Consider the following 14,137-nt stretch of genomic DNA (forward strand, 5'->3'; position numbering starts at 1 on the left):
CTATGGGTATGATACCGCCGCGTCCGATCCTACCGCGCACTCACTTGCAGAGCTTGCCAGTAAAAGAGGAGCATCCCATGCAAGAAGAGTGGGATCGAATCGAGGAACCAATATCAGGTGGTCAAAGCAATAGCGCGACGCTACGCCTCATGCGTGGCCTTGAGGAGAGTATTCAGGAGAGGAGCGATGAGACCTGCGCTCATCCTCGCCTCTTTGGGTTGCCTGGTGGCTCTGGTAATTCCTATACGCTGGTTTGTGAATCTTGCACAAAGCGACTTGTCATCGGGTATGGTGCTTTCATCGGTGACGGTAACACAAAAGAGTTCTGTTTAGCCGCGATGGTCAAAGAAACGTTCGGCGACGCATGGGGACTCAAGGCCGAACTGCAATGTCGATGTTCAGCATGCAAGGCGAGGAGGTATGAGGTATGAGTGCATTGGTAGCAGGTGAGGCTGTATTCAAGCGGCGTGTGCGTATTCAATGTGTAGGATCATCTACGGGCATAGCTACCTCTATTGTAGACGCAGATACCGGTGAGCCTATCTCGAATGTTTTTAGGATAGTCATCACCATTGACGTGAACGATGTAAATAAAGCAGAGATTACCTATCATGAGTCTAATGCAGATGGGAAGCTGCTGGTGAAGGATGGCGATGTAGTGGTGTCTACAGCGGAAAGCGTTGATCCTGAAGTGGATATCACAGCCTTTGAGGTGCGCGATGAAAGTTAAGAATTTGGTAGCCGATGGCTGGTGTCCTGGCTGCCTGAAAGCAAAAGGCTATACCTATACTCTCGCCCATAGCAACGATCCTAATGCTGTCGAGCTGCCAGAAACATGTACCTGTGATGGCACTGTCTCTGCCCTGCCTTCCAGTGCTCCTACCGTTGTTGTGCATGGTCATGTCTCTGAAGAGGTGCTGCGTGCGATGGTTCGCGGGATGGTTGCTGATGCTCTGGCAGATGTGAAGAATGTCAAGGAGGTGCCGCTTGACTAAGTTACTAGAACAAACGCTCGCTGAAGCGAAGTGGACGCAGGCCGCACGCGATGAATACTACAAAACGCACCCTGAGAACTTCGCCGGGCCTGACAAATCATTCCCTATTCGCGACGCTAGTGACGTTGGTGATGCCTGGGGGCTTGCAGGGCACGCTGATAATCCCGATGCGGTCAGGGCCAAAATCAAGGCCATTGCGAAGCGATTGAAGCTGACGCATGGCTTGCCTGATACAGCCAAAGACGACGATGAGAAGCAGGAATCGGCGGCCACCATCGCCAGCACTGTGCGCAGACCGCTCAAGAAGATCGCAACGCTTAGAGTTTGTTGGCTAGAGTATAACGCCAGGTCATTGAATGGCAGGATCTATCCCAAGACAACCTGCGACAAGATCTATGAGAGCGCGGTGCGTAAGCTTGCCGCCAACGATCTGCCGATCACCGTCTTCGTTTCGCACGAGGCGGCCAACAATCACGTCAATACGGAGCTTGTTGGCCGCGCTGCGAAGATCTGGCAAGAAGGTAACAAATTCTGGGCTGACTTGGACCTTGCGGATACTAGGACCGCCTGGGATATGTTGGCGCTTGCCGAAGGGAACTATCTGCGCAGTGAATCGATGCGCGTGCTGGGCGTTGAGTTGTCCCATGATAGAAACTATGATCTACCACTGGTCGTGGTGAGCGAGGGCGTTGAGCCAGATCTGCTTGGCATCGACTTAACAACGAGACCAGGCTTGGCGGATACAGCGCGTATCCAACAGGTGCTCTATGAGTCTTCTGCTCACATAGAACCCTATACAGAATCCTTCTCTGTGGATTCTGTATCTGTTACAACGCATCATCCCAAAGAGGAGGTTTCTATCACTATGAACATTGATGGCCGTGTCCTGGCTCAAGCTATGCCGGCAGCGATCCTTGAGCAGATCAAGCAGGCTGGCCGCCGTACAGCATTGCCAACGACCGAAGCGATGACTTCAGATCGCCAGGCGCATCAGCGTGCCCATGACCACATCGCTGGTGTCCTGGATGAATGTCTGAAGCCGATGCATGGCGCTGAATCCGCCCGGCTGCGTGCGTTGGTCGAGGCGACGGAGCTAACAGAAGCTGGTCGTGCATTGGCTATGAAGCACGCCAAACGTCTCGCCGCTGCGCACGATGAGGCAGCTCAGGCGTGTGGGATGGAGTGTGAGGGCTGCTACAACGATGCGTTAGGCATGCCGCTAGACCCTGATAATGATGGGGATAGCATTGGCCATGATACTGACAATGATAATGAGTCCGCTCAGAAAGGACAGGACGAAATGACGGAAGAGCAGATGTTGGCCGCGCTGAAAGCGAAGGGCTATACAGTGGCCGCTCCAAAGACCGTGCAGGAAGAGCTACAAGAGGTGCGTGCTGAGCTTGCAGCGCTGAAAGAGGGCCGTCTCACCGAAGCGCCGCAGCGACAGACGCAGGCACCTAGCGCGTTGACTGAGGCTAGCGACTATAAGCCTGAAGATCTGTATCAGGAAGGCGATTATCTCAAAGGACCGCTCGCACCTCGTAACTGGCGTGCGTTGGCAGATCCCCGCGTGCCCTGGCCCAAAGACGTTGATCCTAGCGCGGCTTTAAAAGAATTGGCCCCGTTCTTGGCGTATCGCCTGAACATGGAAGAGGCGCATGCACGGGGCCGCGACATTTCGATGTATATCGGAGAGTACGAGCAGGTATAAACAATGAGTCGATTAGAGCAGCGTATCGAATGTGAGACTTCAAACAAGTTGCTTGCGCGAGTCACGGACCGAGGCATCAAGCTCTGGTGCGAGAAACATCGCCGGGAAGAGCTGATCACCTGGGAACGATTAGATACGCTGCGGGAATCCCTGTTTGAACTCACCATTAGCAATCAGACAGCGACCATCACGGCACAGTAAAAATCTGGTATAGTAGAAGTAAAATAAAGCCATCGAGCTTCAAGGCAGAACCCTCTGAGGTCAGTCCATTATGGATTGGCCTTTTTGTTGCCAATCCTCACCAAAGAGGTTGACACAATGGCAACACTCAAGCAAATTCAGGAGACGCTCTCTCAGTCGTCGGGTGCGCAGTACTTATACCAGCCCACGATTGACCGGGCGTTGATTACGCTCCTGCGTCGTTTCACCGCGACTCGCATGCTCATTCCGCGTCGTACCTGGAATACCCCCAGGTATATCTTCAATAAGCGCACCGGCTATCCAGTGCCCCAGGCAACCACTGAAGCACCGCCAACAACCGGCACCGGCTCGGTGGCTGCGACCAGCTCCGTCTACAACCAGGTCTCGTTTCCTGTCAAACACTGGCAGGTAAACCTTGACTTGGCAAAGTTCTCTATCCAGACCGCCCGCGTCAACGGCGATCTGATGGCATTAGAGCTTCAGGCGGCATCTGAGGCCGCAGTGTGGTTCGAGGAAGCCTTGAACTTCTACGGCTCCAGTGGGGCCACATTGAACACTCTGCGTCCGCAGTGGGACGGCATGGATCTGCTGATGGCGAGTGGCAATAAGATCATTGCTAACTCTGGCCCATCTATCGCCCTCCTGGATGCCCTCATTGATTCAGTGAAGCGCGCAATGGGCAGCTCCCTTGTTGGTAAATATGCCTTCGTGTTGACCCCTGAACTGCATAGTGCCTTTAGCCGGTTGTTTGTCCAATACGAAAGATATATGGGCCGAACAACGGTCTACCCACGCGACGACCGAGGCCAGATCAACGGTCAGGTCGGGGATAATGTCAATTATCCCGACGCGGGTGTCGAAGTTCCGACCTATCGCGGTATTCCGTTCTATGAAAGCTCATTCCTGACGAGCCTGGGCACGATGGGCACTGTTACTGCAAACGCCACTGGTAGTGATGGGGTCATCCCCACTGGCACCTATTATTATTCGGTGGAAGTCGTCACGGACTTCGGTATTAGCCTCGCTGCTGAGACCACGCAGGTCACTGTCAGTTCCACCAACCACGTCGCCCTCTCCTGGAGCACACCATCGATCACTGATGCACTGGGCAATGTGCGTCAAAACCTGCTCTTCCGTATCCATCGCACGGGCACCAATGGCGCAGCGGGCACTGAGACGCTCTATGCGGTCATCTCAGCGCGGGATCTCAACAGTGATGCGGCGATCACGTCCTGGACCGATACTGGCGCGGTCGTTGATCCAACCGCTAACGGTAGTACTGCTATGGCGGTCACAGTGGCGACCAGCAACGGTAGCGTCGCGATCCCTGATGGCGTGACACCACCTCGCCTGGACAGCGTGAACGGTCATACCTCGCAAGACATCTTCTTAATGCCGAGAGACCCTGACGTGATGGTGACTGCCTGCGTCAATGAGATGCAGACGGTGCCCCTGGCCCTCGTCAACGCCAGAACCCAGCAAGTTGCATTGTTGGGTGATGAGGTGTTGGCGGTGCGAGGACCGAATTTCCTTGCAAAAGCCGGGAACGTCTACGTTGCCTAGTCGAAGAGAGAGGAGCATACGGACATGGCAACATTGCCAACATCGCAGCCCATCGATGGCAACGGGAGGACTGTCGCCTTTGACGGGTGGGACCCAATCAACAATCAATATGTCATTGCGTCTATGACACCGGGCCGAGCCGCAACTGGGCAATCCTTCAGCTACGGAGCGTATCAGTTCTCGCCGGTTGACGGTGGCAAGGCGACCTATTCAGCGGCAAAGGTCGGCCTGGTGCCCGCTGGCTCTGCAACCGACATCTTCACCATCACTGGCAGTGCAAGCAAGATCATCAGAGTCACACATATCGAGATCACAGCAACGACCACCTCGGCGACCCCTGCGGCGCTGGATGTGCTGTTGTTGAAGCGTTCCGCTGCCAACACTGGCGGCACTTCCACTGGCAGCCCGACGCCTGTGCCACATGACAGCACGAACGCAGCGGTATCGGCGACGGTCTTGTCGTACACTGCCAATCCATCAGGGCTTGGCGCGCTGGTTGGGACCGCGATTCGCAACTCCAAGTTTTTCCAGACGCTTGGAACCTATACTGCAACCGATTTTCCAACAAAGGACAGCCTCATCTGGGATTTCGGGGGCCGACCAGGGCAAGCCATTGTGCTGCGAAGCGCTGCTGAGGTGCTGGCCATCAACCTGAATGCGGCCACTGCGACCGCAACCGCCTCCTTTGACATTTCTATTGAATGGACTGAGGAATAACATGCCGATCTTGCTCATCAGCCAGCGACAACACGATATCGTCGCCGTCACAACGGCGTTTTCAGAGATGCCGACGCGGTTCTATGTCGTCGAGAATCATCAGGTGATCCTTGATGGCTTCTCTGATGATGTGTTGCGACATGACGCTGATGAGCTACTCGGCATTCCAGGTGGGCCATATCGTATGCCAACGCCAGCAGAGCAAGAGCAGTTTGCGCGCGCACAGCAGGCAAAGGGGATGATACAGGAGGGACACGATGCCTAGACTGTATCTTACGCCAACGCAGTTCACGAGCTATCCGCAGGCTATCACCTTTGCTGGTCAGGTCGCACAGCTCACCGCGATTAGCGGTGCAATGGATCAACTGCTGGCCAGGGCTTCGCGACGCGTGGACAACTATGCGCGCAAACGCATCGTGCAGCCCGGCGCGACGACGGTAGGCAGCGGTGGCATCAGTCAGGGAGGAACATCGCTTCCTGTCGCTTCGACGCTCGGCTTCGACAACGGGCAAGAGCAGGCTGTCATCCTGGGATCAGGGGGAACACAGGAGATCGTGCCTCTGGTGCCTGGCGGTGTGCAGGTCACATCATGGTCATCGCCGTATCCAGGAACATTAACGCTGGCCAGCGGTGTCTTCTACAGCCACAACACAGGCGAGGCTGTTCAGGGTTGTTACCAGGAGGTCAGCACGGTCGGCAGCTCTGGCAGTAGCGATGTCTATTCCGAGTCACTGCTTGCACTTAACCAGGCGGCGCAGCTGGCACAGGCCCACGCGCCAAGCTTCGACACGTCGGGGCTGACGAGGATCATTTTTCTCAAGTGTTACCCGATTGTGCCGCCGCTGCTCAAGATGGAACATATGCTCCCCATCGATAGCCAATACAGCACATTGGATGCATCGCAGGTCGGCATTCAGACGGCTGCGGGCTATCTGCGCTTACCCATTGGCAGCTTCGTTCTTCCTGAAGGTCTTTTCAGGACAACGTATCGCGCCGGATTCGCTTATCCGCCCGATGACATCCAGGAGGCCACGGCGCTCTACGCTGCCGATGCATTGCAAAGCATGGCGAGCCAGGGAGCCTATGAAATTCAAATGAGCAAGAGGCGGGTGAAGTATGCCGCTGATCAGACGGTGAAATCACGGTATCAGCAAGAGGCAGAGGGCATTATCGACGATGGCAACTATCGGAGGCGGACATGAGCGATCAGAGAATAAGCACGCTCACCCTGAATCGCAATGGTGTCACGCTGCGCACCGATATTACCTCGCAAATCGAGAACATGAGTCAGCAGGAAGCAGCCTACTATGGTGGCGCTGCACCCTACCTTCGCTATTGGATCTTTCCGCAAGGTCTCTATGACATTCAGTTTCAGGACCAGCTGATAGACCCGTACAACGCTGATCCGAAGACGGCCAGCGGATACCGGGAATACAACGTGATTAATGACCCTGAACCATTTCCTGATTATCACATGGAACTGGTCGCCGACCGGGTGAGAGGAAAGTAATCTATGCCGCTTCCAAGCGCACCGAACACAATGGCGGTGGCCGAGGCCATTGCCGGGTACATGTCAGCGCTGACCTACACTGGCGGCGCACCAGTCTACAAGCTGGTCCAGGTCGGTGAGATTAAGAATGTGAGCAATCAGGTCACCAACGGCGCGGCGTGCCTGGAGATCTACGGCAGTGACGACGACTCGCAACCGTTGGCCTTTGGAGGATCAAGGCAAGATCCGCAGTCCTTTTACCTGCTGTCAATGGTCTCTCTCGACGACGCGCAGGCCGCTGAAGCACTGATTTTCGCCGTGCGTGATGCGCTGGTAGTGCCACTCAGCACGCATATCCGACTCGGTGATACCACTGGTGTCATCTTCCTGTCAGGCTTCAAGCCACATTCAGGGAAGTTCTTAGATGTCCCGCGCAACGGGCAATATCTCCGGGCGCATGTCATCGAGCTGATGGTGTCGAGTCAGTGGCAAGTCACACTGACATCATAGGAGGCCAGGATGGAGCAAGAGCCGAGTACAGAGCCAAAGTGGGCAACGGAACTTAGAGAGATGATTCGCCAGGTTGTACGTGAGGAGATCGCACTTCACATGGAGCGCGTCGTGCGTCATCGTGCCTGGTTGCCGGGCAGCGCACTGCCACGCCTCGTAACGCCGAGCCACACATCGAGGTCAGCGAGCAGAGAGGAGACACCACAGCAATGACGGTCATCTGGGAAGGGTTAGACACCTGGATTAACAAAGTCACGACCATGAAACAGCGTGTACCAGAGCAAGCGCAGGCCATCATGGAAGGCATTGGGGCTGATGCGCTGGAGATCATGCAGAGCAATACCCCTGTCTATTCTGGCCCACCTGAAGAGGATCATCATCCCGGTCGGTTGAAAGAGGCCGATAAGCTCACGCAAATCGAGGGCGGCTTTGAGTTATCGAATGCAGCAAAAACCGATAGAGGCTTTCCGTACAATGTCGCGGTGGAGGAGGGCACGAAGAAGATGGAGGCCGAGCCTTATCTTGCGCCTGCCGCTGAATTTGCAAGGCAAGCTATGGCAGAGCGCTTGCCAAAAGCTCTCGAATAGAGGAGGTTACTGTTATGCCTTACCCAACCCCTGGCGTTGGTGCAAAAGTGATGGTCGGCAGTGCCACTGTCGGCAATATCGGTGAGTGGGACGGTGGCCCTGAATCAGAGGTCGCCGACACGACGTACTTCGGTGCTTCTGGCTCATATCAGGTCAACACGCCCACCATCAAGAAGTTTAAATTCAACTTGAAGGGTAGCACTGACGCCGGAGACACAACCGGCCAGGTGTTCATGAGAAATAATATCGGCACTGTACAGACGTTCAAATTTTACATTGATGACACACACTATTGGCAGGGTGACGCCATTATTCAGAAGGTAAATGACAAAGCACAGGCGTCGAAAGGCGTGGTCCAGGCAACCTACGACGTAACGGGCACTGGCCCGGCTACCTGGAACTGATGAGGTGATGCTATGACGGGAACTTATCCTATCGCCGCCGTTATCGGAGGTGACATCTACACGACGGGAAGCCCGTCAATTGCGCTGCCGTCACCAGAGAGTTGCACCGATTCCGGCGATCATACATCATACCAGGCGGCAACGCATGAGTTCTGGGACTGGACGCAGGCGCTCACTGTCCAGAATAGCCCGAATGGTACGTCATCCTGGTCCACCGTGACGGACTACACCTTCCAGTACGCCACTGGCAAGATCATCTTTGATACACCTCGCGTCGTGGGCACCAACAACTTCACCCGTATCAGCGCCGGGAACTACTTCACGGCGACGCGCTACGACGGATCTTACATGTACAACAATACGGTTGAATGCAAAACAGAGGATACAACGCAATTCCAGAGTCCTGATGGCTGGCAGGAAAATACTGCGCTGATCAAGTCAGCGAAGTGCGAGATCGACACCTACCGCGTTGACGACCGTATGTTCCAGGAACTCGGCAACATGGTTGGCTTGAAGATCTACATCGATAAGCCCAATGGCATACGGTGGCAATACTTTGCCACACCACTCAAACCTTCGATGGCCGCGAAGGTCAGTAAAGTTATCACGCAGAAAATCAACTTCGTCAGCGTGCATGATGTTTACTTCGTGACATCGTAGCACCTGCAAGAGAGAACGATATGAGCAACGCAACAAAGTTGCGCGAGAAGATCCTCTCTCGCGCAAAGAAACAAAAAGAGAAAATAGTCCACATCCCTGAATGGGATATGGATGTACTGTTAATCGGCTTATCTGGCACCGTTCGCGGCGACTATTTTGCGTTTGTTGCGGACGTGACGGAAAAGCATAGCGGCACTGGAGAGTTCTTCAAAAGGGTTTGGTTCGAGCAGGTCCGGCTCGGCTGCCACGACCCGGAATCACGCGAACCCATTTTCCAACCTGCCGACCGCGATATGTTCATGTCTGACGAGGATGGCGCGTTGATCGAAACGCTGTCTGCAATGGTTCGTGAGCTATCTGGTATCAACCTTGATGTGCTAGAAGAAGCGAAAAAAAAATTGCACTCACACGAGAGCGATACCGCTATCACCAACTCAGAGAACGGCACAACGCAAGAAACATCGACGAACTGCTAGAAAGCATCGCTCCCGATGATCTGATCGAGGAGATGGCATTCTTGGATCTAGAGGAAGAGCGCGAACGCAGGCGTTTGGTCGATGCGCTCCAGGTTGCGGTAGTAGAGATCCTACCGCGCATACTCCCGCAGTACTTTGAACGAGTGGAAGGTGGCGAATAATGGCTGGTGAAGAGCAAACGATCATCGCTCGCTTTATTGCCGATGTGACCGGCTTCACGCAGGGTGCGCAGGAAGTCGTCAACCAAAGTGAGGCCATCGAGCGCGCAACATCGGGCATCTCAGGCGCAACACAGAGCGCAGCAAGCAACATTGTCTCTGTCGGTACTGCTGGAGGCCAGGCTTCAAAGCAGATGGAGCAGGCTGCACAGACCTTCTCTGCCGCTGGAGGTGCCAGCGAGAAGGCTGGCAAGAGCATGGAGGAGACGGCGGGTGGTATGGCTGCTGTAGGAGGGGCGAGCGAGAAGGCTGCAAAGGGGGCGAGCGACGTTTCTGAGTCGATGGGTACGGCGAGTGAACATACCTCGAAGATGCGTGATGCGGTCGATGGGGCGGCATCCGGGATGGAAGGGGCTGGCAAAGAGGCGTCAGCAGCCGGTGCAGGATTCAATCAGGCCGGCAAAGATGCCGATGCCAGCGGCGAGGGCATGCGGAAAATCGAGGAGTCCTCGGGGAAAGCTGGGAAGGAGATGGCCGACGCAGGCAACTTAGCAGAGGGGGCTGGCAAGTCTGCGAAGAATGCTGCTGGTGGCTTCGACATGATGGAAGTCGCGATGAAGGCGCTCATCGCCATCCAGATCGTGCAGATGTTCGCCTCGATCATCCAGGCTGCTGACAAAATCAACCAGGACTTAAAAGATAGCACGATGGCCTTCACCTATTTGACGGGATCAGCGCAGAAGGCCGACCAGGAATTAAAGAACTTGAATAACACCTTCGCCGCCAAAGCATGGGGATCGAAGGTCATCGATGATGCTGCACAGAGCTTGCGGATGATGGGCAAGAGCGCGGAAGATACGCAGAAAGAGATCGAGCGCGTGTCCGACGCCCTCGCTGCGATGGGGCAAGATGGAAGTAAGCTCAAGCCCGCGACACAGGCAATGGAGGACATCAATAAGCAAACCATTGTCACCAAAGAAGATATCCAGAAGCTGCAAGATACTGGTGTAGATGCCTATCAAGCCCTCGCTGAAGGACTGAGTGCGCAGCGCGGCAAGACGATTGACGTGGCGGAAGCTCAGAAAGAGGTGAACGCTGGTGCGATCCACGGGAAGGAGGCGTACCAAGCTCTCTTAACTGGCATGCAACAATATTCCGGCGCTGCTGAGGAAAAAGCAAAAACACTCTCTGCTACTTGGCAACAATTCGCAGAGACAGCGGCCCCGCTCTTGGTTCCATTCATTCAGGAGTTGACCAAGCTGCTCACTGCGATCAACAGCATCATTGATGCTGTGAAGCAGATGAAGCAGGCGCTTGACTCTATTGGCGGTGGCGGCATAGGGAGCAGCTTCATGAGTGGCATGTATAGCACTCTTAATCCGGCGAGTGGCATCGCAGGCACGATCAACGCGCTTAATGGCTATGCTGCCGGTGGTACCAACTTGCCGCAAGGCTGGCGCGTGGTTGGTGAAGACGGTCCCGAGCTGCAATGGAGTCCAGGCGGCGATACGATCGTGCCCAGCGGCATGGACCCGATGACGTTCATAGGCTCTTCTGGTGGTGGTGGCAGCGCTCTTTCTATGCCCTCTTTGTCCTTTGGAGGAGGCGCGCCGCAGACGGTGGAACTGTCGATCTACATGGATACCGTCGCCATCGCGCGGCAGACGATCCCGCTGATTGCCCCTCAGATCCGAGTGCTAGCCGCAAGGAGGTCGTAGGATGGGCGTATTGACTTGCCAGATCAGCGGCGTCTCCTATCTTGTCAAAGATGATCGCTCGATCATGGGTGATAGGACGCTGGAGGTGCGTGGGATATTGACGATCACGATCGTTGATTTCACTGGGACGGTGACATTCCAGCGCGGCCAGCCCATTGTCGTGCGCGACTCAGTGACAGGGCCATTCTATCGAGGATTCATTCAGAGTGATCAGCGCATGAAGTATGGCCCGGCGTCAGCTGCCGTAGAGCACCTGCTGACGTGCTTTGACAACGGGAAGTACTACTTCGACAAGGGGGCCAACACAAAGAACTACGCTGGTTGGCGTGCCGGCGATGTCGTTGTGGACTTCGTGCAAAACGGCCAGCCAGGGCAAGAGGGCGCGACGGTGGCCGCTGGCCTGCACCGGGACTCGTCGCAGGCAAACTTCAACACCGGTATTCTCAATAACGTTGCGGGTACGCAGACTGTCGATGATGGTTGCTTGGAATTAGCGCAGTCTGGGGCCGATGTTGCATACAGTGAAAGTACGACTGCTGACTTCTCCAGTAACGGAACACTGACCAACTGCCAAGCGGTCAATAACGCGCTCATACCAACCACACAGAACGTCATCAAAATGCAGGCGCAGATGACCAGCAGTGGCCTGACAGCAGCGGCAACCTGGGTAAAGGTCTGGTCAGGTTCATACACTGTTCTCAGCAATCAGACGTTCAGCTACGACATGTTTGTCGATCCGTCCAGCCCTCAGATCGCATTCGGAGTTGATTTATTTTTCTCCGATGGGACAAACCTCAGAGATAATCAGGCATTCCCAAATACCAATGATTATCAAGACTTTCCAGTGGCACCGGGGACCGATCTAACAGGATTGGCAAATGTTGGGTGGTATACGCGCCTTTTCACATTGCAGAACCAGGTAGGGAAAACGCTCACCTATGTCGCAATAGCCTGCGCAGGCACACAGGCAGGCACCTATACAGGCTATTTTCGCAACATCACTATAGGGACACTGAATGCCTTTAACGGGACACTGAATGTGAATCCTCCACAACAGTTGCAGTCCTATGGCTATTCTGCAACGGATGTGAGCGTTGTGTCAGCCGTTGACTTGTACATCTCAACCGCTCCAAGCTATGGCGCAAAGGCATACAAAACGACCAATAGTATTTCTGTCGATGCGGTAAAGCTGCTCAAGTCCTCCTTTATCTCCTGGGTGGCGATAGAGCCGGCAAATACGCAGATGGTCGTGAAATATAGCCTGGACGGTGGAGGGGCTTACACTCCATGTGTCAATAATGCGCCTCTCCCTAATTTACCGTCAGGGATCGATCTCACAGGCAAAAGTATTCAATTCCAATATCAGTTTTACGCGCTCTCTGGTGCATTACCTGATTCCTATCCTATCTTAGAGAGCGTGAGTTTGACGCTTTCCACCAGCTTTGCCACCACAAAAAGTGATGTTATCTATGAGTCAGTGAACTCTACCAATTGGAATGCAGGGACACTTACCAACACAGTCGCCAATGGGAATGAGCTGATGCTCAATGGCGCGATCCATAACTGGCTTGTTGGCCCTGCAACTGGTGAAACGTTGTTCTTCACCAATCCGAACGGCGGAGGTGTCGCGCGCGGTATCACTAACCGCGTTTTTACCTTTTTCAACATCTTCAACGGGACCGAGGCACACGTCCGCTTTGACAATATCCCACAGTTGCAGAACTTCACGGTAGAGGTGGACTTCAAAGCAGACCAGGATAACTGCGACTGGGCTATCCTTTATAGAACGACAGGATGGCAAAACAATAATCTTACGTGGGGATATGCGGCCATCGTCACGAAAACCTATGTGCAACTGGGGTATGGCACCAACTCGAATAGTGGGAGCGGGAGCTACACCAACCTGCAAACAACCTCGCTTACCCTTGGCTCGGGCGATTGGCACCGCATGAAGATCGTGGTGAATGGCAATAGTCATCAAGTATTCATCGATGATATCCGCTTCATCAATGTCACCGATAGCCACATCACGGGCGCTGGCTACTTTGGGTTACGTGGCAGCAATTTCAATAGCAGCTCAAGCAATGTAAATCTGTACTTCAATAACTTTGGCGTGGTTTCTGCGCTCTCAGGCACGTGGATCTCACCGTCTACCCCACTCGTCCCAGCAACAACCTATGGGAATAGCATGATCTCATGGCGCGATAAGTCAGCGAGCTACAACGGCCTCACCAACTACACCATCAAGGTTGAAGCAAGCTACGACAACGGCATCACCTATGCGGTCTGTACCAATAATGCACCGTTGCCAGGATTGACGTCTGGCACCTCGCTGAGCGGCAAAAACCTCAAGATTCGCGTCACACTCGCAACGGCGACAGCGGGGAGCCTGGCTGCCATCGACAATCTCATCGTGTATGTGCTCGGCCAATATAGCAGTTCTGGAGTGCGTAGCACGAAGCCAATGGGCATCGACTATATAGACAGAGGCAACCAGAGCGGCTTCGGCACAGCCAGCGATGGGCAGGCGTGGGCACCTGTTGGGGCCGGGACGGCGGCGGTGAACAGCAATGCGCTCACCATCACCAATACCACTGGTGATTTCATTGAGCTGCTCGGCACGCGCACCGGTGGTGACATGGATGAAACGACCTATTTTACGCTCAGCTCCTCGGCGATCCCCGGTGGCCTGGTGCTGCGCTATGTAGATTCAACCCACTTCTACAAGCTTCAAGCCTCCACAACAGCTATCAGCATTATCAAGCGCAACGGCGGCACGACAACTACACTGGCAACAGCAGCCGTTACCCTGGCAACGAATACCCCGTACTGGCTTCGCTTTCGCATTGTGGGGGCAGGGCCTATCAACTTTTATGGCAAAGTGTGGGACGCTTCCGGCGTGACCGTTGAGCCGACTGCATGGAATGTTACTGCACTGGAATAGAGAG

At 54.6% G+C, this 14,137-nt stretch carries 18 protein-coding genes; all 18 read left to right on the plus strand.

Annotation, left to right across the window (positions count from 1 at the left end):
• The first annotated feature begins 2 nt into the window (after positions 1-2).
• The 18 genes from K3T83_RS47615 to K3T83_RS47700 all read left to right on the plus strand — a co-directional run bounded on the left by K3T83_RS47615 (position 3) and on the right by K3T83_RS47700 (position 14,133).
• Positions 3-431 (plus strand): hypothetical protein, encoded by a 429-nt coding sequence (locus K3T83_RS47615; RefSeq protein WP_220210180.1) that lies wholly within the window; start codon positions 3-5, stop codon positions 429-431.
• Positions 428-730, plus strand: coding sequence for a hypothetical protein (locus K3T83_RS47620; RefSeq protein WP_220210181.1), 303 nt, complete (start codon positions 428-430; stop codon positions 728-730). The genes K3T83_RS47615 and K3T83_RS47620 overlap by 4 nt, the downstream gene beginning before the upstream one ends.
• Positions 720-995 carry a hypothetical protein gene (locus tag K3T83_RS47625; RefSeq protein WP_220210182.1) on the plus strand — a complete coding sequence of 92 codons (276 nt, stop codon included), beginning with the start codon at positions 720-722 and terminating at the stop codon, positions 993-995. Before K3T83_RS47620 ends, K3T83_RS47625 begins: the two co-directional genes overlap by 11 nt.
• The gene (locus K3T83_RS47630; protein ID WP_220210183.1) at positions 988-2,706 is read left to right on the plus strand and encodes a hypothetical protein; all 1,719 of its coding nucleotides are present in this window, start codon (positions 988-990) and stop codon (positions 2,704-2,706) included. Before K3T83_RS47625 ends, K3T83_RS47630 begins: the two co-directional genes overlap by 8 nt.
• A 3-nt stretch (positions 2,707-2,709) precedes the next feature.
• Positions 2,710-2,907 carry a hypothetical protein gene (locus K3T83_RS47635; protein WP_220210184.1) on the plus strand — a complete coding sequence of 66 codons (198 nt, stop codon included), beginning with the start codon at positions 2,710-2,712 and terminating at the stop codon, positions 2,905-2,907.
• Positions 2,908-3,024: 117 nt separating this feature from the next.
• The gene (locus tag K3T83_RS47640; protein WP_220210185.1) at positions 3,025-4,470 is read left to right on the plus strand and encodes a hypothetical protein; all 1,446 of its coding nucleotides are present in this window, start codon (positions 3,025-3,027) and stop codon (positions 4,468-4,470) included.
• Between the two features lie 24 nt (positions 4,471-4,494).
• Positions 4,495-5,187 (plus strand): hypothetical protein, encoded by a 693-nt coding sequence (locus tag K3T83_RS47645; RefSeq protein WP_220210186.1) that lies wholly within the window; start codon positions 4,495-4,497, stop codon positions 5,185-5,187.
• Between the two features lies 1 nt (position 5,188).
• Complete coding sequence (locus tag K3T83_RS47650; protein ID WP_220210187.1) at positions 5,189-5,452, plus strand: hypothetical protein; 264 nt, start codon at positions 5,189-5,191, stop codon at positions 5,450-5,452.
• Positions 5,445-6,389, plus strand: a complete 945-nt coding sequence (locus tag K3T83_RS47655) for a hypothetical protein (protein ID WP_220210188.1) — start codon at positions 5,445-5,447, stop codon at positions 6,387-6,389. Before K3T83_RS47650 ends, K3T83_RS47655 begins: the two co-directional genes overlap by 8 nt.
• Positions 6,386-6,697, plus strand: coding sequence for a hypothetical protein (locus tag K3T83_RS47660; RefSeq protein WP_220210189.1), 312 nt, complete (start codon positions 6,386-6,388; stop codon positions 6,695-6,697). The genes K3T83_RS47655 and K3T83_RS47660 overlap by 4 nt, the downstream gene beginning before the upstream one ends.
• A gap of 3 nt (positions 6,698-6,700) precedes the next feature.
• On the plus strand, positions 6,701-7,186 hold the full coding sequence (locus K3T83_RS47665; protein WP_220210190.1) for a hypothetical protein: 486 nt from the start codon (positions 6,701-6,703) through the stop codon (positions 7,184-7,186).
• A 9-nt stretch (positions 7,187-7,195) separates the two neighbouring features.
• Complete coding sequence (locus K3T83_RS47670; protein ID WP_220210191.1) at positions 7,196-7,399, plus strand: hypothetical protein; 204 nt, start codon at positions 7,196-7,198, stop codon at positions 7,397-7,399.
• On the plus strand, positions 7,396-7,773 hold the full coding sequence (locus tag K3T83_RS47675) for a hypothetical protein (protein ID WP_220210192.1): 378 nt from the start codon (positions 7,396-7,398) through the stop codon (positions 7,771-7,773). Before K3T83_RS47670 ends, K3T83_RS47675 begins: the two co-directional genes overlap by 4 nt.
• Before the next feature lie 14 nt (positions 7,774-7,787).
• Positions 7,788-8,177: a hypothetical protein gene (locus K3T83_RS47680; protein WP_220210193.1), complete on the plus strand. Its 390-nt coding sequence runs from the start codon at positions 7,788-7,790 to the stop codon at positions 8,175-8,177.
• Positions 8,178-8,189: 12 nt separating this feature from the next.
• Positions 8,190-8,837 (plus strand): hypothetical protein, encoded by a 648-nt coding sequence (locus tag K3T83_RS47685; protein WP_220210194.1) that lies wholly within the window; start codon positions 8,190-8,192, stop codon positions 8,835-8,837.
• 20 nt (positions 8,838-8,857) lie between these two features.
• Positions 8,858-9,313 carry a hypothetical protein gene (locus K3T83_RS47690; RefSeq protein ID WP_220210195.1) on the plus strand — a complete coding sequence of 152 codons (456 nt, stop codon included), beginning with the start codon at positions 8,858-8,860 and terminating at the stop codon, positions 9,311-9,313.
• A 160-nt stretch (positions 9,314-9,473) separates the two neighbouring features.
• Entirely contained in the window at positions 9,474-11,189 is a 1,716-nt protein-coding gene (locus K3T83_RS47695) for a tape measure protein (RefSeq protein WP_220210196.1), read from the plus strand.
• A 1-nt stretch (position 11,190) separates the two neighbouring features.
• Positions 11,191-14,133, plus strand: coding sequence for a 3-keto-alpha-glucoside-1,2-lyase-like domain-containing protein (locus tag K3T83_RS47700; protein ID WP_220210197.1), 2,943 nt, complete (start codon positions 11,191-11,193; stop codon positions 14,131-14,133).
• The last annotated feature ends 4 nt before the right edge of the window (positions 14,134-14,137 follow it).

It is taken from the genome of Reticulibacter mediterranei (genome assembly GCF_016587455.1).